This window comes from Klebsiella terrigena (genome assembly GCF_012029655.1).
Classification (GTDB): Bacteria; Pseudomonadota; Gammaproteobacteria; order Enterobacterales; family Enterobacteriaceae; genus Klebsiella; species Klebsiella terrigena.
The window spans coordinates 1,397,762-1,417,585 of sequence record NZ_CP050508.1 but is presented as its reverse complement, the minus strand read 5'-3'; the positions used below and the strand labels follow the sequence as shown (position 1 = coordinate 1,417,585).

At 58.7% G+C, this 19,824-nt stretch carries 18 protein-coding genes; 8 read left to right on the top strand and 10 right to left on the bottom strand.

Annotation, left to right across the window (positions count from 1 at the left end):
• Nucleotides 1-51: 51 nt before the first annotated feature.
• A complete protein-coding gene (gene aegA / locus HCK03_RS06730; RefSeq protein WP_167691302.1) occupies nucleotides 52-2,034 on the bottom strand; it encodes a formate-dependent uric acid utilization protein AegA in 1,983 nt (660 codons plus the stop codon).
• A 411-nt stretch (nucleotides 2,035-2,445) separates the two neighbouring features.
• Here aegA and acrD point away from each other — a divergent pair, with 411 nt between their 5' ends.
• A complete protein-coding gene (gene acrD / locus HCK03_RS06725; RefSeq protein WP_041146670.1) occupies nucleotides 2,446-5,559 on the top strand; it encodes a multidrug efflux RND transporter permease AcrD in 3,114 nt (1,037 codons plus the stop codon).
• 134 nt (nucleotides 5,560-5,693) lie between these two features.
• Here acrD and ypfM read toward each other — a convergent pair whose 3' ends face one another.
• Nucleotides 5,694-5,753, bottom strand: coding sequence for a protein YpfM (gene ypfM, locus HCK03_RS06720; protein WP_115193902.1), 60 nt, complete (start codon nucleotides 5,751-5,753; stop codon nucleotides 5,694-5,696).
• A 474-nt stretch (nucleotides 5,754-6,227) separates the two neighbouring features.
• On the opposite strand from ypfM, the gene HCK03_RS06715 reads away from it, so the two are divergent.
• From HCK03_RS06715 to HCK03_RS06705, 3 genes are read left to right on the top strand one after another with little or no spacing between them, the layout of a single operon-like run.
• Nucleotides 6,228-6,584, top strand: coding sequence for an ArsC family reductase (locus tag HCK03_RS06715; protein WP_041146671.1), 357 nt, complete (start codon nucleotides 6,228-6,230; stop codon nucleotides 6,582-6,584).
• A gap of 3 nt (nucleotides 6,585-6,587) precedes the next feature.
• Entirely contained in the window at nucleotides 6,588-7,715 is a 1,128-nt protein-coding gene (gene dapE / locus HCK03_RS06710) for a succinyl-diaminopimelate desuccinylase (protein WP_041146672.1), read from the top strand.
• A gap of 50 nt (nucleotides 7,716-7,765) precedes the next feature.
• A complete protein-coding gene (locus HCK03_RS06705) occupies nucleotides 7,766-7,966 on the top strand; it encodes a YpfN family protein (RefSeq protein ID WP_041146673.1) in 201 nt (66 codons plus the stop codon).
• 94 nt (nucleotides 7,967-8,060) lie between these two features.
• Here the strand turns inward: HCK03_RS06705 and ypfH are convergent, their stop codons facing one another.
• The 6 genes from ypfH to dapA all read right to left on the bottom strand — a co-directional run bounded on the left by ypfH (nucleotide 8,061) and on the right by dapA (nucleotide 14,595).
• Complete coding sequence (gene ypfH / locus HCK03_RS06700) at nucleotides 8,061-8,759, bottom strand: esterase (protein ID WP_167691301.1); 699 nt, start codon at nucleotides 8,757-8,759, stop codon at nucleotides 8,061-8,063.
• Between the two features lie 76 nt (nucleotides 8,760-8,835).
• Nucleotides 8,836-10,836: a tRNA(Met) cytidine acetyltransferase TmcA gene (locus HCK03_RS06695; RefSeq protein WP_167691300.1), complete on the bottom strand. Its 2,001-nt coding sequence runs from the start codon at nucleotides 10,834-10,836 to the stop codon at nucleotides 8,836-8,838.
• 12 nt (nucleotides 10,837-10,848) lie between these two features.
• Entirely contained in the window at nucleotides 10,849-11,721 is an 873-nt protein-coding gene (gene ypfJ, locus HCK03_RS06690; protein WP_134527254.1) for a KPN_02809 family neutral zinc metallopeptidase, read from the bottom strand.
• A gap of 121 nt (nucleotides 11,722-11,842) precedes the next feature.
• Nucleotides 11,843-12,556, bottom strand: coding sequence for a phosphoribosylaminoimidazolesuccinocarboxamide synthase (gene purC / locus HCK03_RS06685; protein WP_041146677.1), 714 nt, complete (start codon nucleotides 12,554-12,556; stop codon nucleotides 11,843-11,845).
• 109 nt (nucleotides 12,557-12,665) lie between these two features.
• Entirely contained in the window at nucleotides 12,666-13,700 is a 1,035-nt protein-coding gene (bamC, locus tag HCK03_RS06680; protein ID WP_041146678.1) for an outer membrane protein assembly factor BamC, read from the bottom strand.
• Between the two features lie 16 nt (nucleotides 13,701-13,716).
• Nucleotides 13,717-14,595 (bottom strand): 4-hydroxy-tetrahydrodipicolinate synthase, encoded by an 879-nt coding sequence (gene dapA, locus HCK03_RS06675; protein WP_041146679.1) that lies wholly within the window; start codon nucleotides 14,593-14,595, stop codon nucleotides 13,717-13,719.
• A 153-nt stretch (nucleotides 14,596-14,748) separates the two neighbouring features.
• On the opposite strand from dapA, the gene HCK03_RS06670 reads away from it, so the two are divergent.
• Together HCK03_RS06670 and bcp are read left to right on the top strand one after the other, a co-directional pair.
• Nucleotides 14,749-15,318 carry a glycine cleavage system transcriptional repressor gene (locus HCK03_RS06670; RefSeq protein ID WP_041146680.1) on the top strand — a complete coding sequence of 190 codons (570 nt, stop codon included), beginning with the start codon at nucleotides 14,749-14,751 and terminating at the stop codon, nucleotides 15,316-15,318.
• Nucleotides 15,319-15,321: 3 nt separating this feature from the next.
• Nucleotides 15,322-15,792, top strand: coding sequence for a thioredoxin-dependent thiol peroxidase (bcp, locus tag HCK03_RS06665; protein ID WP_041146681.1), 471 nt, complete (start codon nucleotides 15,322-15,324; stop codon nucleotides 15,790-15,792).
• A gap of 79 nt (nucleotides 15,793-15,871) precedes the next feature.
• On the opposite strand, the gene HCK03_RS06660 is transcribed toward bcp, so the two are convergent.
• Nucleotides 15,872-16,939, bottom strand: a complete 1,068-nt coding sequence (locus HCK03_RS06660; protein ID WP_041146682.1) for an AI-2E family transporter — start codon at nucleotides 16,937-16,939, stop codon at nucleotides 15,872-15,874.
• Nucleotides 16,940-17,164: 225 nt separating this feature from the next.
• On the opposite strand from HCK03_RS06660, the gene bepA reads away from it, so the two are divergent.
• Nucleotides 17,165-18,628 carry a beta-barrel assembly-enhancing protease gene (gene bepA / locus HCK03_RS06655; protein ID WP_041146683.1) on the top strand — a complete coding sequence of 488 codons (1,464 nt, stop codon included), beginning with the start codon at nucleotides 17,165-17,167 and terminating at the stop codon, nucleotides 18,626-18,628.
• Nucleotides 18,629-18,637: 9 nt separating this feature from the next.
• Nucleotides 18,638-18,997, top strand: coding sequence for an arsenate reductase (glutaredoxin) (gene arsC / locus HCK03_RS06650; RefSeq protein WP_041146684.1), 360 nt, complete (start codon nucleotides 18,638-18,640; stop codon nucleotides 18,995-18,997).
• Nucleotides 18,998-19,041: 44 nt separating this feature from the next.
• On the opposite strand, the gene HCK03_RS06645 is transcribed toward arsC, so the two are convergent.
• Nucleotides 19,042-19,743: a DnaA inactivator Hda gene (locus HCK03_RS06645; RefSeq protein ID WP_217698328.1), complete on the bottom strand. Its 702-nt coding sequence runs from the start codon at nucleotides 19,741-19,743 to the stop codon at nucleotides 19,042-19,044.
• Nucleotides 19,744-19,824 lie beyond the last annotated feature (81 nt).

The window sequence follows — 19,824 nt, the reverse complement described above, 5'->3', positions numbered from 1 at the left end:
CCGCAGCAGAGAATGACGCAGTCATACTACGCCGCGGAGCGCGCTTTGTCGTTAGCAGGGCGGAATCGATTTTAGGCCGAGGAAATCGACGATCCCCCGCGCGGCATGGCGGCCTTCAGCCATCGCCGTCACCACCAGGTCGGCTCCGCGAACCGCATCCCCGCCGGCGAAAATCTGCGGATGGCTGGTCTGATAGCGGTAGCGGCTTTCAACGTGCGCGCGGATCCGCCCGCGGCCGTCCAGCTGCACGCCGACGGACTCCAGCCACGGCATGCGGTGCGGGTGAAAGCCAAAGGCCATAATCACCGCATCCGCCGGCATCACGAATTCGCTGCCCGCAATCGGCGACGGTGCGCGGCGCCCCTGGGCGTCCGGTTCGCCGAGCCGGGTTCGCAGGAAGCGCACCCCGTTGACCCGGCCGTTAGCATCCAGCTCCAGGGTCACCGGCTGAACGTTGAATTCAAATATCGCCCCCTCTTCGCGGGCATTCTTGACCTCTTTTTTCGACCCCGGCATATTGGCCTCGTCCCGACGATAGGCGCAGGTGACCCGCTTCGCACCGTGACGCAGCGCGGTGCGTACGCAGTCCATCGCCGTATCGCCGCCGCCCAGCACCACCACCTCCAGCCCGTGGGTATCGATATAGGGCTCCGACGCCAGCTCGCTCAGCCCCATCACCTGCTTAGTGTTGGCAATCAGAAACGGCAGCGCGTCGTACACCCCGGGAGCCTCCTCATTCGGCAAATCCGCCTTCATCGAGCGATAGGTCCCGGCGCCGATAAACACCGCGTCGTAGTCGTCCAGCAGCGCGTTGAGGGGAATATCTTTGCCCACCTCGCAGTTCAGCTCAAAGCGCACGCCCATTGCGCTAAAGATCTCCCGCCGCCGGGAGAGCAGCGATTTATCCAGCTTAAAAGCGGGAATACCGAAGGTGAGCAGGCCGCCGATTTCCGGGTGACGGTCAAACACTACCGGCTGCACGCCGTTGCGTACCAGCAGGTCTGCGCAGGCGAGTCCGGCCGGGCCGGCGCCGACAATCGCCACCTTTTTGCCGCTGGCAACCACCTGCGACAGATCCGGCCGCCAGCCGCCCGCCAGCGCCTGGTCCGAAATATAGCGTTCGATATTGCCGATGGTGACCGCGCCATGTTCATCATGCAGCGTGCAGGCCCCCTCGCACAGGCGATCCTGCGGACAAACGCGGCCGGTGATTTCCGGCAGGCAGTTGGTCTGGTGAGAAAGCTCAACGGCGGCGGCGATATCCCCGGCCTTCACCTTTTCAATCCACTGCGGGATGTGGTTGTGCAGCGGGCAGGTCCATTCGCAGATGCTGTGCTCGCCGCACTTCAGGCAGCGCTGAGCCTCCTGCTGCGCGTGGGCCGCGGAAAGCGGCAGGTAGATTTCAGAAAAATGCGTTTTACGCAGCGCCGGTGCGAGCCTCTCGGCCTCCGCGCGCGGCGGCGTTGCCGCCATCTGCTCGACCTTATCGTTACGCTCTGTTGGCATGAGGTCTGCAGGATAGCTATGCCACGGCTGCGCCTCCATGCGGGCCGCCCGCAGGCGTCGTCGTTTCGCCAGGCCGAGCAGCGTCTCTTCGTCGGCCAGCTGCAGCGCCTGCGCCGGACAGTTTTGCACGCAGGCCGGACCCGCTTCGCGCTCGCGACACAGATCGCACTTGTGCGCGGTGGCCTTTATTTTTCCCGCCGCCAGCGGCGTAAGCACGATTTGCATTACCCCAAACGGGCAGGCCACCATGCAGGATTTACAGCCGATACACTTTTCCTGGCGCACCTGTACGCTGCCGTCAACCCGGCTTATCGCGCCGTTCGGACAGCTGCGGGCGCAGGGCGCGCCTTCACAATGGTGACACGTTATGGGGTTACATTTTTGTTCGCCTTTGATGAGCACAATCCGCGGCAAAAAACGCCGTTCGGTCAGGACGTGCTGCTCATCGTTATGCGCCATGACGCAGGCCACTTCGCAGGCCCGGCATCCGATACATTTGTGACTATCGCTCAAAATAAAGTGGTTCATGGCATCCTTCCGTCTTCCCGGTAAATAACCATGCGGTTAGCATAGCTATTAATTACCCGACAAGATGGGGCGGAAACAATGTTCATTTGCCCAGGATAGCGCTTATCTGGCGATAATCCGTTTTGGATCAAATTTTTTGACTTAAATGAAATGATGTTTTACTTATTAAGTCGATAATCAGGCCCGGCATAAAAGCGATAAAACGTGTTTACTTCCGGCAGCAATTGCGAAAGGGTAACGCAATGAAGCGACCTTCGGTAAAGGGGCAGGACACTTCTTTACCGTGCCGTAAAAGGCACACGATAAATTACACTATCTCCTTAATTTCTCCACGATTGCCTGCGGGCTTACCGCTAGAGTGTCACAGGCTGTGCAATAACAAAAAATGTACAAAATGAGGTCCTAATTCTGATGGCGAATTTCTTTATCGATCGCCCCATTTTTGCGTGGGTACTGGCTATTCTTTTATGCCTGACCGGAACGCTCGCGATTTTATCGCTTCCCGTTGAGCAATATCCCGAGCTGGCGCCGCCGAACGTGAGGATCACCGCCAACTACCCCGGCGCCTCCGCGCAAACGCTGGAGAATACCGTCACCCAGGTTATTGAGCAGAATATGACCGGCCTCGATAACCTGATGTACATGTCATCGCAGAGCAGCGCCACCGGCCAGGCAACGGTCACCCTGAGCTTTACCGCCGGAACCGACCCCGATGAAGCGGTGCAGCAGGTGCAAAACCAGCTGCAGTCGGCGATGCGTAAGCTGCCGCAGGCGGTGCAAAATCAGGGCGTCACGGTGCGTAAAACCGGTGATACCAATATTCTGACCCTCGCTTTTGTCTCCACCGACGGCAGCATGGACAAGCAGGATATTGCCGACTACGTTGCCAGTAACGTCCAGGATCCCTTAAGCCGGGTCAACGGCGTCGGTGATATCGATGCCTATGGCTCCCAGTACTCGATGCGTATCTGGCTCGACCCGACGAAGCTCAACAGCTATCAGATGACGGCGAAAGACGTGACCGACGCCATCGAATCGCAGAACGCCCAGATTGCCGTGGGCCAGCTGGGCGGCACGCCGTCGGTTGATAAGCAGGCGCTTAACGCCACCATCAACGCCCAGTCGCTGCTGCAGACGCCGGATCAGTTCCGCGATATTACGCTGCGCGTTAATCAGGATGGCTCGGAAGTGACGCTCGGCGACGTTGCCAGCGTTGAGATGGGAGCCGAAAAGTACGATTACCTCAGCCGCTATAACCGCCAGGCGGCATCAGGGCTGGGTATTAAGCTCGCCTCCGGCGCCAACGAAATGGCCACCGCCGAGCGGGTCATCACCCGCCTGAACGAGCTTTCGCAATATTTCCCCCACGGCCTGGAGTATAAAATCGCCTACGAGACCACCTCCTTCGTTAAGGCGTCGATTACCGACGTGGTGAAAACGCTGATTGAAGCGATCGCCCTGGTGTTCCTGGTGATGTACCTGTTCCTGCAAAACTTCCGCGCCACGCTGATCCCGACCATTGCCGTCCCGGTGGTCTTAATGGGCACCTTCGCGGTGCTGTATACCTGTGGCTACAGCATCAACACCCTGACGATGTTTGCCATGGTGCTGGCAATCGGCCTGCTGGTGGATGACGCCATCGTGGTGGTGGAGAACGTCGAACGCATCATGAGCGAGGAGGGACTTTCGCCCCGGGAGGCGACCCGCAAATCGATGGGTCAAATCCAGGGCGCGCTGGTGGGTATCGCCATGGTGCTGTCGGCGGTGTTTATCCCGATGGCCTTCTTCGGTGGCACCACCGGCGCCATTTACCGCCAGTTCTCGATCACCATTGTGTCCGCGATGGTGCTGTCGGTGCTGGTGGCGATGATCCTCACTCCGGCGCTCTGCGCCACCCTGCTCAAACCGATTCACAAGGGCGAGCTGCACGGTCAGAAAGGCTTCTTTGGCTGGTTTAACCGCATGTTTGACCGTAACGCCAGCCGCTACGAATCTTCGGTTGGCAAAATTCTGCACCGTTCGCTGCGCTGGATAGCGATCTACGTCCTGCTGCTGGGCGGGATGGTGTTCCTGTTTATGCACCTGCCGACCTCGTTCCTGCCGCAGGAAGATCGCGGGATGTTCACCACCTCGGTGCAGCTGCCCGCCGGCTCTACGCAGCAGCAGACGCTGAAGGTGGTGCAGGAGGCCGAAGACTACTTCCTTAAGAACGAAAAGACCAACGTCGAATCGGTGTTCGCCACCATCGGCTCCGGCCCGGGCGGCAACGGCCAGAACGTGGCGCGAATGTTCGTGCGCCTGAAGGATTGGGACCAGAGGGACCCCACCAGCGGCTCCGCCTTTGCCATTATCGAACGGGCGACCAAAGCCTTTAACAAGATTAAAGAGGCGCGCGTCTTCGCCAGCAGCCCGCCGGCCATCAGCGGGCTGGGCAGCTCCGCCGGCTTTGATATGGAGCTTGAGGACCACGCCGGCAACGGCCACGACGCGCTGATGGCCGCCCGTGACTCCCTGCTGGAGCTGGCCGCCAACAATCCTCAGCTGACCCGCGTGCGCCACAACGGCCTTGACGATAGCCCGCAGCTGCAGGTTGATATCGATCAGCGCAAGGCGCAGGCGCTGGGGATATCGATTGATGACATCAACGATACGCTGCAAACCGCCTGGGGCTCGAGCTACGTGAACGACTTTATGGATCGCGGTCGCGTGAAAAAAGTCTACGTCCAGGCGGCGGCAAAATACCGCATGCTGCCGGACGACATTAATCAGTGGTACGTGCGCAACAGCAGCGGCACGATGGTTCCCTTCTCGGCCTTTGCCAGCTCGCGCTGGGAAACCGGCTCGCCGCGCCTGGAACGCTATAACGGCTACTCGGCGGTCGAAATCGTCGGCGAAGCCGCGCCGGGCGTCAGTACCGGTACGGCGATGACAATTATGGAAGAGCTGGCGCAGCAGCTGCCGAACGGCTTCGGCCTCGAATGGACGGCGATGTCGTACCAGGAACGCTTATCCGGCGCCCAGGCCCCGGCGCTGTACGCGATCTCCCTGCTGGTGGTCTTCCTGTGCCTGGCGGCGCTGTATGAGAGCTGGTCGGTTCCGTTCTCCGTGATGCTGGTGGTGCCGCTGGGGGTCATCGGCGCCCTGCTGGCAACCTGGATGCGCGGTCTTGAGAACGATGTTTACTTCCAGGTCGGGCTGCTGACGGTTATCGGCCTGTCGGCGAAGAACGCCATCCTGATCGTCGAGTTTGCCAACGAGCTCAATGAAAAAGGCGAGGATTTACTGGTTGCGACGCTTTCGGCCTGCCGTCAGCGCCTGCGGCCAATTTTGATGACCTCGCTGGCCTTTATTTTCGGCGTGCTGCCGATGGCGACCAGCACCGGCGCGGGTTCGGGCAGCCAACACGCGGTCGGCACCGGGGTGATGGGCGGCATGATCTCCGCCACCGTGCTGGCCATCTTCTTCGTGCCGCTGTTCTTTGTGCTGGTTCGCCGCCGCTTCCCGCTGAAAGAGCGGCCGCAATAAACCGCGGCCAGCGCGAAGGGTTATCGTCGCGCGGGAATAACAAAAAGGCGACCACAAGGGTCGCCTTTTTTATGTGTTCAGATCCACTGCATCGTTATTTTCGCAGTTAGATTACCCTGCTCACATTGCGGAATTTATTTACGAAGCATGCCTTCGATAAAATCTTTCCAGTTCCCTAGTTCATGATCAATCATAATAGCCTCTCTTATTATTATGGGTGATTTTATGTAAATTCATCGGTGATGGGAAGTTGCCTGCCCCTATTGTTTTGATAACCTGATGGCCACTGTCAGGATAGCTATCGCTGATTTACCGCTACTATGGCCCTGCCACCGTCAATTTAATGTGATAGACAGCAACATTTTGCAACATTAGGGTCGTTCTTATGGGTTGACCGTCTACGGCAGAAAGGGCCAGGATTTCAGTACGCGAGCGCCGTCACAATCCTGTGGCGAAAGATGAATATTTAACCAACATATAAGCATGGTTATATATTCCCGGCAAAAAATTACATTTATTAAACCGATTAACGTATTATTCCCTATCGGCTTATATATCCCCGAAATAACTCAAGTTTCAGGATGCTCACGGACAGGCCGCCGGGCGCGTCGCGAGTATATTCGGAAAAATCTGCGTTCCGCGCTTAATTCAATGAAAAAGGTTTCATTATGCTGACCATGTACGGGATAAAAAACTGCGACACCGTTAAAAAGGCCCGCCGCTGGCTGGAAGCTAACCAGATTGAATACCGCTTCCATGATTATCGCGTCGATGGGCTGGAGCGTGAATTATTAGATACGTTTATTGCTGAGCTGGGCTGGGAAGCCCTGCTCAACACCCGCGGCACCACCTGGCGTAAGCTGGATGAAGCGGTCCGCGCCCGCATCGATAACGCCGATGCCGCCGCCGGGCTGATGCTCGAAATGCCGGCAATCATCAAACGCCCATTGCTCTGCGCGCCCGGTCAGCCTATGCTGCTGGGCTTCAGTGAACTCACTTATAAGAAGCTTGTTAACGAGGTATAGTCTATGTCTTGCCCGGTCATTGAGCTGGCTCAGCAGCTTATTCGCCGCCCTTCCCTCAGCCCCGATGATGCGGGATGTCAGGCGTTAATGATTGAACGTCTGCGGGCGATTGGTTTTACCGTTGAACCGATGGATTTCGGCGATACCCAAAATTTCTGGGCCTGGCGCGGACGCGGTGAAACCCTGGCCTTCGCCGGTCATACCGACGTTGTCCCGGCGGGCGACGCGGACCGGTGGATTAACCCACCGTTTGAACCCACTATTCGCGACGGCATGCTGTTTGGCCGCGGCGCGGCGGACATGAAAGGCTCGCTGGCGGCGATGGTAGTGGCCGCTGAGCGCTTCGTCGCCCAGTATCCGAACCATAAAGGTCGCCTGGCCTTTTTGATCACCTCCGATGAAGAAGCCAGCGCCCACAACGGCACGGTGAAAGTCGTCGAAGCCCTGATGGCCCGTAAGGAGCGTCTCGACTACTGCCTGGTGGGCGAGCCCTCCAGCACCGAAGTTGTCGGGGACGTGGTGAAGAACGGCCGCCGCGGCTCGTTAACCTGCAATTTAACCATCCACGGCGTGCAGGGCCACGTCGCTTATCCCCATCTGGCGGATAACCCGGTGCACCGCGCCGCGCCGATGCTCACCGAACTGGTGGGAATCGAATGGGACAAAGGCAACGAATTCTTCCCGCCGACCAGCATGCAGATTGCCAACGTCAAGGCAGGCACCGGCAGCAATAACGTCATTCCGGGCGACATGTTCGTGCAGTTCAACTTCCGCTTCAGCACCGAGCTGACCGACGAGATGATCAAAGCCCGGGTTGTCGCGCTGCTGGAGAAATATCAGCTGCGCTACTCCCTTGACTGGTGGCTCTCCGGCCAGCCGTTCCTGACCGGCCGCGGCAAACTGGTTGAAGCGGTGGTGAATGCCATTGAGCACTATAATGAGATCAAACCGCAGCTGTTGACCAACGGCGGTACCTCCGACGGGCGGTTTATCGCTCGCATGGGAGCACAGGTGGTTGAGCTGGGACCGGTGAATGCCACGATCCACAAAATTAACGAGTGCGTGAACGCCGCCGACCTGCAGCTGCTGGCGCGGATGTATCAACGGATCATGGAACAACTGGTCGCCTGACAACATCGACAGATACCCTGAACGATGACGGGTATGAAAGAGGAAGCAGCATGGAATGGCTAAGTAAGTACTGGTGGATTCTGGTGTTAGTCTTTTTAGTGGGCGTCATGATTAACGTGATTAAGGACCTTAATCGCGTCGACCACAAAAAATTTCTCGCCAATAAGCCGGACCTTCCCCCTCATCGTGATTGCAACGATAAGTGGGATGATGAAGACGACTGGCCGAAGAACGACCAATCGAAGAAGTAGGATTTATGCCCCCTCTCCCCGGTGAACATCACGTCGCCGGGGGATCTCCCGGATAACGGCGCTATGCGCCTTATCCGGGCCAGATAGCGCCTGATTACAGCAGTTCGATAATATCGTCATCTTTCGGCGTGCTGCCGCTTAGCGCTTCGTCAAAATAGTGCTTCGGCACGGTATAGCGCAGGCGTTCGAGCGCAAACTGCATGCTGCGATCGTCAATCGCGTGCCCCAACCCCTCAACGATATCCAGCGTCACGTCGCCGCCGGCCTGCACCAGCGCCTCCTGTGCGGAGACGGCCCACGCCAGATCGATAACCCGATCGTCACCGCCGTGGATCAGGTGCACGGTGGTCGCCGTGGTCGCCGACTGCGGCAGCGTGGCGTATCGTCCGTTAAAGGCGATAACCCGCGAGGCCAGTCCCGGCTCGGCCTTGATGCTTTCCAGCGACATAATAGCCCCCTGCGAGAAGCCAATCAGCGCCGTTGCCAGTGCGGGCACGCCGCTGTGCTTCTGCCAGTAGCGCACCGTCTCAATAAAGGTCGGCATAATGGCGTCAATGCGCGCCTGCCGGTTCTCCTCGGTCACTCCCTGCACGGAGAACCACTGACGGCCGGGTGCCGGTCCGCACGGTTCGACGCCGCCGATGCTGACGATTAGCGCATCCGGAAACTGCGGCGCGAACAGGCTGCCGATTTGCCCCATTGAAACCGGATTATCACCGACGCCATGAAACAGCAACAGCAGCTGTTGGGCAGGTGTCACGGGGCTTTGAACAATAAAGTGATCGTGTTTCATGGCTTTCTCCTTAGTCTACGCGGGCAGTGTACGCCGCAGATAAAATATGACCATGACATTTAACTGAATGAGTTAGTTAAAAAAATTGCAGTTGCTCAACCCGCTGGCGCAGCGCATCGGCGCGGGCCGCATCCAGGCTGAGCAGCGCCTGTCCCGCCTCCTCGCGTAACCTTGCCAGCAGCGCTTTGCGCCCGGCCAGCCGCAGAGAAGCGCAAAGCTCGGCCTCATCCTGCTGCCGAAGGCGGGCGCGCAGGGCCGGAAGCGCCAGGTCAACCCGCAGCAGCAGGCGGTTCAGGCAGCCAATTGTCGCCAGCAGCGGGCGGTGGGCAAAGGCGAATCCGGCGGCCTCGAGCCAGTCCTCTTCCGTCAGCATAGCAGCCTCGACAGCCGGCAGCGGCAGCGCCTCTTCCCGCCATTCGCGCAGCCAATACTCGTCGCGCTGCAGCCGCGCCAGCTCCTGCTGGCGTAAGCGGTGGCCCGCGGGCGTTAACGGATAGAGCGCCATCGCCGTATAGCAGCCGCTGCTCGCTTCACGGTGGGTACCGAGGCGCACCAGCGTAAAGCCGCAGCGCTGCCAAAAGCGCCACAGCTCGGCGGTATAGCCGAAGCTCACTGAGAGGTAATCAAGCCCCTCCGCCTCGGCCACGGCCTTCGCTACCAGCGCCTGGCCTGCCCCTTCACGCTGGCGCGACGGATGCACGGCAATGCGGCCAATTCGTCGCGCCACCAGCGTAGCGGCCAGCGGAGTGCCGCCGTGCGCCGCCAGCGACTGGGCCACCAGATTGCCGCGCGGGCGGCGGTATCCCGCCCACACCGCCTGACTGAGGGCGGGGGCAAGACCGCCCTCCTCCACCAGCCACAGCGCTCCGGCAACGTGGCTCCCGGCGCGCGCGCAGATAAATCGCTGCCCGGGAGCGTCCATCATCCGGCGGAGATCCAGCGGGGAGGTGCGATAGTGAGCGCCGGAGAGGAGCTGATACATCGCCTCCGGCACGGCCGGCTGCCGCTGCCAGCTGGACTGATGTACCGTTTCCAGCGTCACCTGACCCAGCGGTGGATGCCTGAAGGCCTCATCCCCAAACAGCAGCAGCTCGCTCACCAGCGCCTCCAGCGGGCAGCCCGGCGCCCAGCGAACGGGCGCAGAGAGGCTAAACTGGCGCAGCTGTGCGAAGCCTGAGCAAAACTTAAGCAGAAAACCGCGGCCGGTTCCTTCATATCCCTGCACGGTCGTGGTCAGCAGCGTGCGCGGGAAGCGCGCCACCAGCCGACGCAGCAGCGGCCCGGGAATGGCGGCCGCTTCGTCAACGATCAGCCACGAGGCGTTAACCCCGGACGCCAGCAGCGCGTCGGGGGCCATAAAGCGAAAATCTTCCCCGGCAAACGCGGCGATAACGTCCGTGGCGCCGCGGGCGGGGGCGGTAACGATCGCCTCGCCCCTTAGCTCTCGGATCAGCATCCCCGCCAGCGCCGATTTCCCCCGCCCACGCTCGGCGGTTACCGCGGCAATGCCGGGAGGGAAAGCGGCCAGGTCGGCAAGGATAGCCGCCTGTTCCGCCTGCGGGCGGCCGTCAGCGGGATGCCACAGGGGCCGGGGCGAGGCATCCGGCAGGCGCGGCGCCTCACCCTGCTGCCAGACCAGCGCCTCTTTAGCCGCTGCGATCCGCTGGCAAAAGCGCTGCACAAAGTTGGGGGTTGGGATAGGCTCCGGCGCATCGCTCCAGCGCAGCGAATCCGCGTCCGGCTGCGTCGGCCAGCGTGCAAAAGGAGGAGTCAGCAGTACCAGCCAGCTTCCGGCGCGCAGCGTGCCGCAGAGGGCGGCAAACGCCGCCACGTCGAAGCCGCTGCGGGCGTCAAAAAAGGCGTGCTGGTATTCGCGCCCGAGCAGAGACTTCAGGGCGCCGGGAGAGCCAGAGGGCGCCGGCATCGGCTGGGGAGAGATCCACAGGCCATCCCCGGCCAGCCGTTCACGCAGCGCCAGCGCCTGCTGCAGGCACCACGCCTCGTCGCCGCTGAGCACCAGCAGGCGACGAATGCCCTGCTGCGCCATCCGGGCCGTCAGGTTAAGGATTTCGTCCATCTACAATAGCGGTCAGAGCGCATTACCAAACGTATTGCACTGCGCCGGATCTCCGCTGTCAAAACCGCGTTTAAACCAGGTATAGCGCTGCTGGGAGGTGCCGTGGGTAAAGCTGTCCGGGACAACGCGCCCCTGGCTTTGCTGCTGGAGGCGGTCGTCGCCAATGGCCTCTGCGGCATTCAGCGCTTCCTGCAGATCGCCGGTTTCCATCACGTCCTGATTCTGCATGCTGTGACCCCAGACGCCGGCAAAACAGTCGGCCTGGAGCTCCATTTTCACCGACAGGCGGTTAACTTCAGCCTGCGACGCGTTCTGCTGCAGCTGGCGCACTTTGGATTCAATGCCCAGCAGCTTCTGTATGTGATGCCCAACCTCGTGCGCAATCACGTAGGCCTGAGCAAAATCACCGTCCGCGCCGAGCTTGCTTTTCATCTCATCGTAGAACGAGAGGTCGATGTAGACCGTGCTATCGGCCGGGCAGTAGAACGGCCCCATCACGGACTGGCCGGTACCGCAGCCGGTCCGCGTCGCGCCGCGATAGAGCACCAGCTTCGGCTGCGGGTATTGACGGCCCATCTTTTGGAAGATGGCACCCCAGGTGTCTTCGGTATCCGCAAGGATCACCTTAGTGAACTTCGCGGCCTGCTCTTCCTGCGGGCTGATGGAGCGTTGGGTGGTAGTTTGCTGCTGTGAAACCGGCTCTCCGGTCAGCATGCCGGTCAAATCCACGCCGTAATAGCCGGCAACCAGCACGATAATCAGCAGAACGATACCGCCTTTCCCGCTGGGAAGACGGAAACCGCCACCGCCGCCGCCGAGGGGGGAACCGGAATCATTACGTCGATCTTCTACATTGTCGCTTTCGCGACGCCCTTGCCAGCGCATAGGCACCTCAATTGATCAAGTTCTCGAATATGAGAGATCGTAGGCGGTTCGGCGCAGGATTACCACTGGAAACAACAAGAAGAGCGCCAGAAGATAGAGCTACCTTCTGGCGAAAGGAGGATTAGTCGAGCTTAACGCCAAGACGATGGGCCACTTCTTCGTAGGCCTCGATCAGGCCGCCGAGGCTCTGACGGAAGCGGTCTTTGTCCATTTTGTCGAGGGTATTTTTATCCCACAGGCGGCTGCCGTCCGGCGAGAACTCATCGCCCAGCACCACTTCGCCGTTAAACAGACCAAACTCCAGCTTGAAGTCGACGAGGATCAGGCCCGCGTCGTCAAACAGCTTTTTCAGCACGTCGTTCGCTTTGAAGGTCAGCTCCTGCATGCGGGCCAGATTCTTTTTATTCACCCAGCCGAAGGTTTCGCAGTAGGACTCGTTGACCATCGGGTCGTGCATCGCATCATTTTTCAGGAACAGGTCAAACAGCGGCGGATTCAGCTCAATACCTTCTTCGATGCCCAGACGCTTAACCAGAGAGCCGGCCGCACGGTTGCGGACTACGCACTCAACCGGAACCATCTCCAGCTTTTTCACCAGGCACTCGGTGTCAGAAAGTAGCGCTTCCATCTGGGTCGGAATGCCGGCTTCTTCCAGCTTGCTCATAATGAAATGGTTGAACTTGTTATTCACCATCCCCTTACGGTCGAACTGTTCGATGCGCGCGCCATCCCCTGCTGAAGTATCGTTACGGAACTCGAGTATCAGCAGATCCGGGTTCTCGGTGCTGTAAACGGTTTTCGCTTTACCACGATACAACTCAGCTTGCTTGTTCATCTTTGTCACTCCAGTGAAGATATAGACGATAAAAAAGGCGTTTCTGTGCCGACGCACACGTTTGCGTCACTATACAGAAAAAAGGGCTGGATTGCTCCAGCCCTGTTTATTACTTACCGAATGCGGCCTGGAATACGGCAACCAGCGCGTCGTTCTGCGACTGGGTCAGCGTATGACCTTTCGGGTCAATGAACTGCAGGCTGCTGCGGTTATCAAGGTCGCCAACCTGCAGCTTGTAGTCACCAGAGACCAGCTGCGGATCGTGGGCACCCAGCGCCTGCCAGCTGCTGTCAGACAGCGGCTTGTAGGTCAGCGCCATGCTGCCCTGAGAACGCGTGCTGTCGGTCACCTTCATGCCCGCTTTTTCCAGCGCGCCAGGCAGACGTTGCCACACGAGGTTAAACGGCGCGCGAACAACCAGCATCGGCAGACCGGTATCGTCGGCGGCGCTCTGCACGTCGAAGGTCGCGCCGGCGTTTTTCTGCGCCGCGTTCTGCGCGCTGGTGGCGTTCATATCCAGACCTTCGGAAATGACGTTCAGCATAGAGGTGCTGTAGCGCTGCAGCGATGCCGGATCGGATACCGGTTTCCCGGCCTGCTCGAGGTTAACCAGCTTCACCACAACCGCCTGCTGATAGCCCTGCGGTTTAACTGAGATTTGATAGCGACCACGGTACTGCTGGTCTTCATCGAGGCGATTCCACTCCACCCAGTCGGTGCTCAGCGTCTGGCTGGCATCGTCACGTTTGGTGATGACGTAGTTTTTTGACTGCAGAATGGTGTTGACCTGCGCCCACAGCGAACCGCTGCGGCCGTTCTCCACCATCAGCGTCGAAGTGTCACCATTAAACTGAGTGCGTGCGCCGTTTACCAGGGCCAAAGGCTGGGCCGGTGGACGAATGTCCAGAGCTTTACCCACCGCGCCGGTGCTGGTCGCAACCGGAATATTATAATCGCCAACCTGAACCGGCAGGATCATCCCCGCAGGCGCGTGAAGCTCGCTGAGCGGCGTAGCTTGCAGGTAAACCTCGTCACCGCCAACCTGACGCTTGTAGCGCGAATCCGAACTACAGGCCGCAAGAAGCAGGACCAATGAAACACCCGCAACCTTCGCCAGGCGCGACTTCTGTACTGAGTAAGCCATCAAATCTCCCTAAACTTTACAGCAAACCGGCATGCTTCAGCGCTGCGGTTACCGCCTTCTTACCGTCTTCGGTAATCGGCGTCATCGGCAGGCGCAGCGTATCGGTCGCCACAAGACCCAACGCCTTGCATGCCCATTTCACAGGGATAGGGTTGGGTTCGACAAATAATTTTGTATGCAATGGCATCAGACGCTGGTTAATCGCCCGCGCTTCGGCAAATTGACCGGCCAGAGCCAGTCGGCACATATCCGCCATTTCACGAGCCGCAGCGTTTGCGGTAACGGAAATTACGCCATGACCGCCCAGCTGCATAAAGTCCATTCCGGTGGCGTCATCGCCGCTCAGCAGAATAAAGTCGTCTGAAACCAGCTCTTTGATCTGATGAACGCGACTTAAGTTCCCCGTCGCTTCCTTAATACCGATAATATTTTTTACTTCCGCCAGACGACCGACGGTTTCCGGCAGCATATCGCAGCCGGTACGGGACGGCACATTATACAGGATTTGCGGCAGGTCGGTGTGTTCTGCGATGGCTTTAAAGTGTTGGAACAGGCCTTCCTGGGTCGGGCGGTTGTAATAAGGGGTTACCGTCAGACAGCCAACGATGCCGCTGTCGTTGAAGCGCTGGGTCAGGCTGATCGCCTCTGCGGTTGCATTTGCACCGGTCCCTGCGATAACGGGGATACGCCCGTCAGCCAGCTCAAGCGTCATCATCACAACGTCGCCATGCTCTTCATGGCTCAACGTCGCGGACTCACCGGTAGTCCCTACCGAAACGATCGCCGAGGTTCCGCTGGCGACATGGTAATCAATCAGTTTTTTCAGGCTTGTCCGGCAGACGTTACCGTTTTCATCCATCGGCGTGACAAGCGCTACAATACTTCCCGTGAACATGGGCCATCCTCAGAGCAGAAGTGCGACAAGATTCTCAATGTTACGTTTGGTGCCGTAATAAAAGCAAGAGACCCGATGCCTTCAGGGATGTTGTATGCCGGTTTTTTTTATGCTTTCCTAATGTTACCTCACCTTTTTAAAGGAAGAACAGGTTTGACCGCCTCATTACAACACTATCTGGTTATTACCGCTTTGGGCGCTGACCGTCCCGGCATCGTGAATACGATCACCCGCCACGTCAGCAGCTGCGGCTGTAATATCGAAGACAGCCGGCTGGCCATGCTCGGTGACGAATTTACGTTTATCATGCTGCTTTCTGGTACGTGGAACGCGATTAACCTGATTGAATCGACTCTACCGCTGAAAGGTGCCGAGCTGGATCTGCTGATCGTGATGAAACGGACAACCGCTCGCCCGCCTCAGGCCATGCCGAATACGGTCTGGGTCCAGGTTGAGGTACCGGACTCGCCGCATATTATCGAGCGCTTCACCGCCCTGTTTGACGCGTGGAATATGAATATCGCCGAGCTGGTTTCTCGTACCCAGGTCGGCAGCGATGACGATTCAGCCCAACTGTTCATCCAGATAACGGCGCACAGTCCCGCTACGCAAAATGCATCAAATATCGAACAAGCGTTCAAAGCCCTATGTACAGAACTCAATGCACAAGGCAGTATTAACATCGTTAATTATTCACAGCATGATGAACAGGATGGAGTTTGAGTAATGAATCCACTGAAAGCCGGTGATATTGCACCGAAATTTAGCTTACCAGACCAGGACGGCGAGGAAGTAAATTTGACCGACTTCCAGGGACAGCGTGTTCTGGTTTATTTTTACCCGAAAGCCATGACCCCCGGTTGTACCGTCCAGGCCTGCGGCCTGCGCGATAATATGGATGACTTAAAAAAAGCGGGCGTTGAGGTACTGGGCATCAGTACGGATAAACCAGAAAAACTCTCCCGTTTCGCCGAAAAAGAGCTGCTGAACTTCACGCTGCTGTCTGATGAAAACCATCAGGTCTGCGAGCAGTTTGGTATCTGGGGCGAAAAATCGTTTATGGGGAAAACCTACGACGGTATTCACCGTATTAGTTTCCTGATTGATACAGATGGCAAAGTTGAACACGTGTTTGATAACTTCAAAACCAGCAATCACCACGACGTGGTGCTGAACTGGCTGAAAGAAAACGGCTAACGTTTTATCGAACGCAGGACGCCGGGGCATTTCACCGCCCCGGCGTCCGTTTTAGCGCCTGGTTCATCAAGCCGTCGCGCTATTTATCCTCTTCCACCACCAGTCCGTCCGGCCAGGCGTGCACCACCGCTTTGATTAACGTCGCCAGCGGGATGGCAAAGAATACGCCCCAGAATCCCCACAGCCCGCCAAAGATAACCACCGACAGAATAATCACCAGCGGATGCAGGTTAACCGCTTCCGAGAACAGCACCGGCACCAGCAGGTTACCGTCCAGTCCTTGAATAATCAGGTAGACCGCAAACAGGCTCCAGAACTCGGTGCCCGCGCCGAACTGAAACAGCGCCACGCCCACCACCGGAATGGTGACCACGAAGGCGCCAATGTAGGGGATCAGCACCGAGAAGCCGACCAGCACCGCCAGCAGCAGCGAATAGTTGAGCCCGAAGAGGATAAAGCCGATCCACGTCGCCACGCCGACGACGATCATCTCCAGCACTTTACCGCGAATGTAGTTGGTGATTTGCTGATTCATCTCCTTCCACACCTGCCCTGCCAGCCCGCGATTACGCGGCAGCACGCGGCGTACGGCGTTGAGCATCTGCTCTTTGTCTTTCAGCAGGAAGAAAACCATCAGCGGCACCAGCACCAGATAGACCGCCAGCGTCAACAGGCCCACCAGCGAGGCCAGGGAGTACTTCACCACCGAATCGCCAACGGTCAGCATGCGGTTGCGCATATTGTCCGCCATCGCGTCGATGATCCCGGCGTCCATCAGCGCCGGATAGCGGCGCGGCACGGTGGCGGCAAAATCGGAGAGCTTATTCAGCATCCCCGGCATATCGCGGATCAGATAGATACCCTGCTGCCAGGCGACGGGCATCACCACGAAGGCCATCAGCAGCAAAATACCGACAAACAGTATCAGAACGAACGATGTCGCCCAGGTACGAGACAGCCCCACGCGCTCGAGCCGGACGGTCGGCCACTCCAGCAGATAGGCCAGCACGATAGCCACCAGCAGCGGCGCCAGCAGACCGCTGAAAAAGAACATAATGCCGAACCCAGCCAGCAAAATAACCAGCAGCGCTATCGCCTCCGGATCGCTGAACCGACGGCGGTACCACTGTATTAACATCTCAAGCATAAACCCTTCCCTGAAGCGCCAAACCGCAACAACCCGAGGAAGTGTATCTAAATGTCACAAAAAAGACTTCGCTTTTTATTAGCAAAACCACAAACATGACTTCCCGCAGCAAGATCATATTTTCAACGGCGTCAACGACAGCTAAACTCGCAGGACGCGCGGAAATGGAACATTACGCCGCCCTACCGGTCAAACTGGCACACCCACATACACAGGACAGAGGTTATGTTCAGGCAGTTAAAGAAAACGCTGGTGGCAACCGTGATAGCGTCGCTGACGCTGGGTTCGATTTTACCTGCTTTTGCTGACTCCGCAGATACCCTGCCGGATATGGGTACCTCTGCAGGAAGCACGCTTTCCATCGGTCAGGAAATGCAGATGGGGGATTACTACGTTCGCCAGCTCCGCGGCAGCGCTCCGTTGATCAACGACCCGCTGCTGGTGCAGTACATTAACGGATTAGGCATGCGCCTGGTTGCGCACGCCAACTCGGTGCGAACGCCCTTCCACTTCTACCTGATTAACAACGACCAGATTAACGCCTTCGCCTTCTTTGGCGGCAACGTCGTGCTGCACTCGGCCCTGTTCCGCTACTCGGATACGGAGAGCGAGCTGGCGTCGGTCATGGCGCACGAAATTTCGCACGTCACCCAGCGCCACCTCGCGCGCGCGATGGAAGACCAAAAGCGCAACGCTCCGCTGACCTGGGTCGGCGCGCTGGGCTCGATTCTGCTGGCGATGGCCAGCCCGCAGGCCGGTATGGCCGCGCTCACCGGCACGCTGGCCGGTACCCAGCAGGGATTAATCAGCTTTACCCGCCAGAATGAAGAAGAGGCCGACCGCATCGGTATTCAGGTGCTGCAGCGCTCCGGGTTCGATCCGCAGGCCATGCCGGCGTTTATGAGCAAGCTGCTTGACCAGTCGCGCTACTCCACCCGGCCGCCGGAAATGCTGCTCACCCACCCGCTGCCGGAAAGCCGCCTGTCCGACGCCCGCAACCGCGCGAATCAGATGCGTCCGGTGGTGGTGCAATCGTCGGCCGATTTTTATATGGCCAAGGCGCGAACACTGGGGATGTATAACTCCGGGGACAATAAGCTCGGCGACGATTTGCTGAACGCATGGGCGAAAGGCAATATCCGCGAGCAGCACGCCGCGCAGTACGGCCGCGCCCTGCTGGCGATGGGCAACAATAGCTACGATCTTGCGCGTAAAACCCTGCAGCCCCTGCTGAGCGCCGATCCGCAAAATGCCTGGTATCTCGATCTGGCAACCGATATTGACCTTGGCCAGAAGAAAACGGCCGATGCGATTAACCGCCTGAAGAACGCCCGCGAAATCCGCACCAACCCGGTGCTGCAGCTGAACCTCGCCAACGCTTACCTGCAGGGCGGGCAGCCGGCAGAGGCGGCGAATATCCTTAACCGCTACACCTTCAATAATAAAGACGATGGCAACGGCTGGGACCTGCTGGCGCAGGCGGAAGCGGCCCTTGGCCATCGCGATCAGGAGCTGGCGGCCCGTGCGGAAGGAATGGCGCTGGTCGGCCAGCTTGCACAGTCTATTTCGCTGCTCAGCAGCGCCAGTTCACAGGTGAAGTTGGGCAGCCTGCAGCAGGCTCGCTACGATGCGCGCATCGATCAGCTGCGCCAGCTGCAGGAACGCTTCCGCCCATATCAAAAAATGTAAGGAGACCCCATGTCTGACGCGGTAAAAATCTACCATAACCCTCGCTGCTCCAAGAGCCGCGACACCCTCAGCCTGCTGAAGGCTAACGGTATCGACCCTGAAGTGGTGCTCTATCTGGAGACGCCGCCGGATGCGGCGACGCTGCGCCAGCTGCTGAAAATGCTGGGTATGGTGAGCGCCCGCGAGCTGATGCGCCAGAAGGAGGATCTGTATAAGTCACTGGAACTTGCCGATCCTCAGCTCAGCGAAGATGCGCTGATTCAGGCGATGGTCGACAACCCGAAGCTGATTGAACGCCCTATCGTCGTCAGCCACGGCGAGGCGCGGATCGGCCGACCGCCGGAGCAGGTGCTGGATATCGTGAATTAAGCAGGATGCGCCATCGTCATGATGGCGCCGAACCCAATGGCTCGCTAGAGCTTAAGGATCTCTTTAACGAAGGGAATGGTCAGCTTACGTTGGGCGGTAATAGAAGCGCGATCGAGCTGATCGAGCGTCATAAACAGCGAGCGCATTTCGCGATCGAGGCGCTTGAGCAGGAAGCGGCAGACGTCTTCCGGCATCTCAAACCCGCGCAGCCGCGCGCGCAGCTGTAGCGCCTGTAGCTTGTCTTCATCGGACAACGGCTGCAGCTTGTAGATTTGTCCCCAGTCGAGGCGCGATGCCAAATCCGCGAGGCCAAGATTGAGCTGGCGCGGAGGACTATCACCGGTGATCAGCAGACGGGTTTTACCCGACTCCAGGATGCGGTTGTAAAGGTTGAAGATCGCCATCTCCCACGGCTCGTCGCCGGCCGCGCATTCGATATTATCGATACAAACCAGCGAAAGCTGTTCCATCCCTTCGAGCACTTCCGGAACAAACCACGTACGCTTATCCAGCGGCACGTAGCCCACCGCATCGCCGCGCTGGGAAAGCTCCGCACAGGCGGCATGGAGCAGGTGACTGCGCCCCGCGCCTTCACGCGACCAGATATAGATGTACCCACTATGCTCCTGCCGCAGAACGTTCTGTAAGGCAGCGAGAAGAGAAGGATTACCCCCTGGCCAAAAACTCGCAAAAGTTTCATCGTCAGGAAGGTACAGTGGCAAGGAGAGCTGTGCCGGTGCGTTCAGATGGACCTCATCATAGACTGACAGAAAAACGCGAAGAGTTTATCACGAAGTCTGCCGTGAGAGAACCGGGCGGGATCGCCG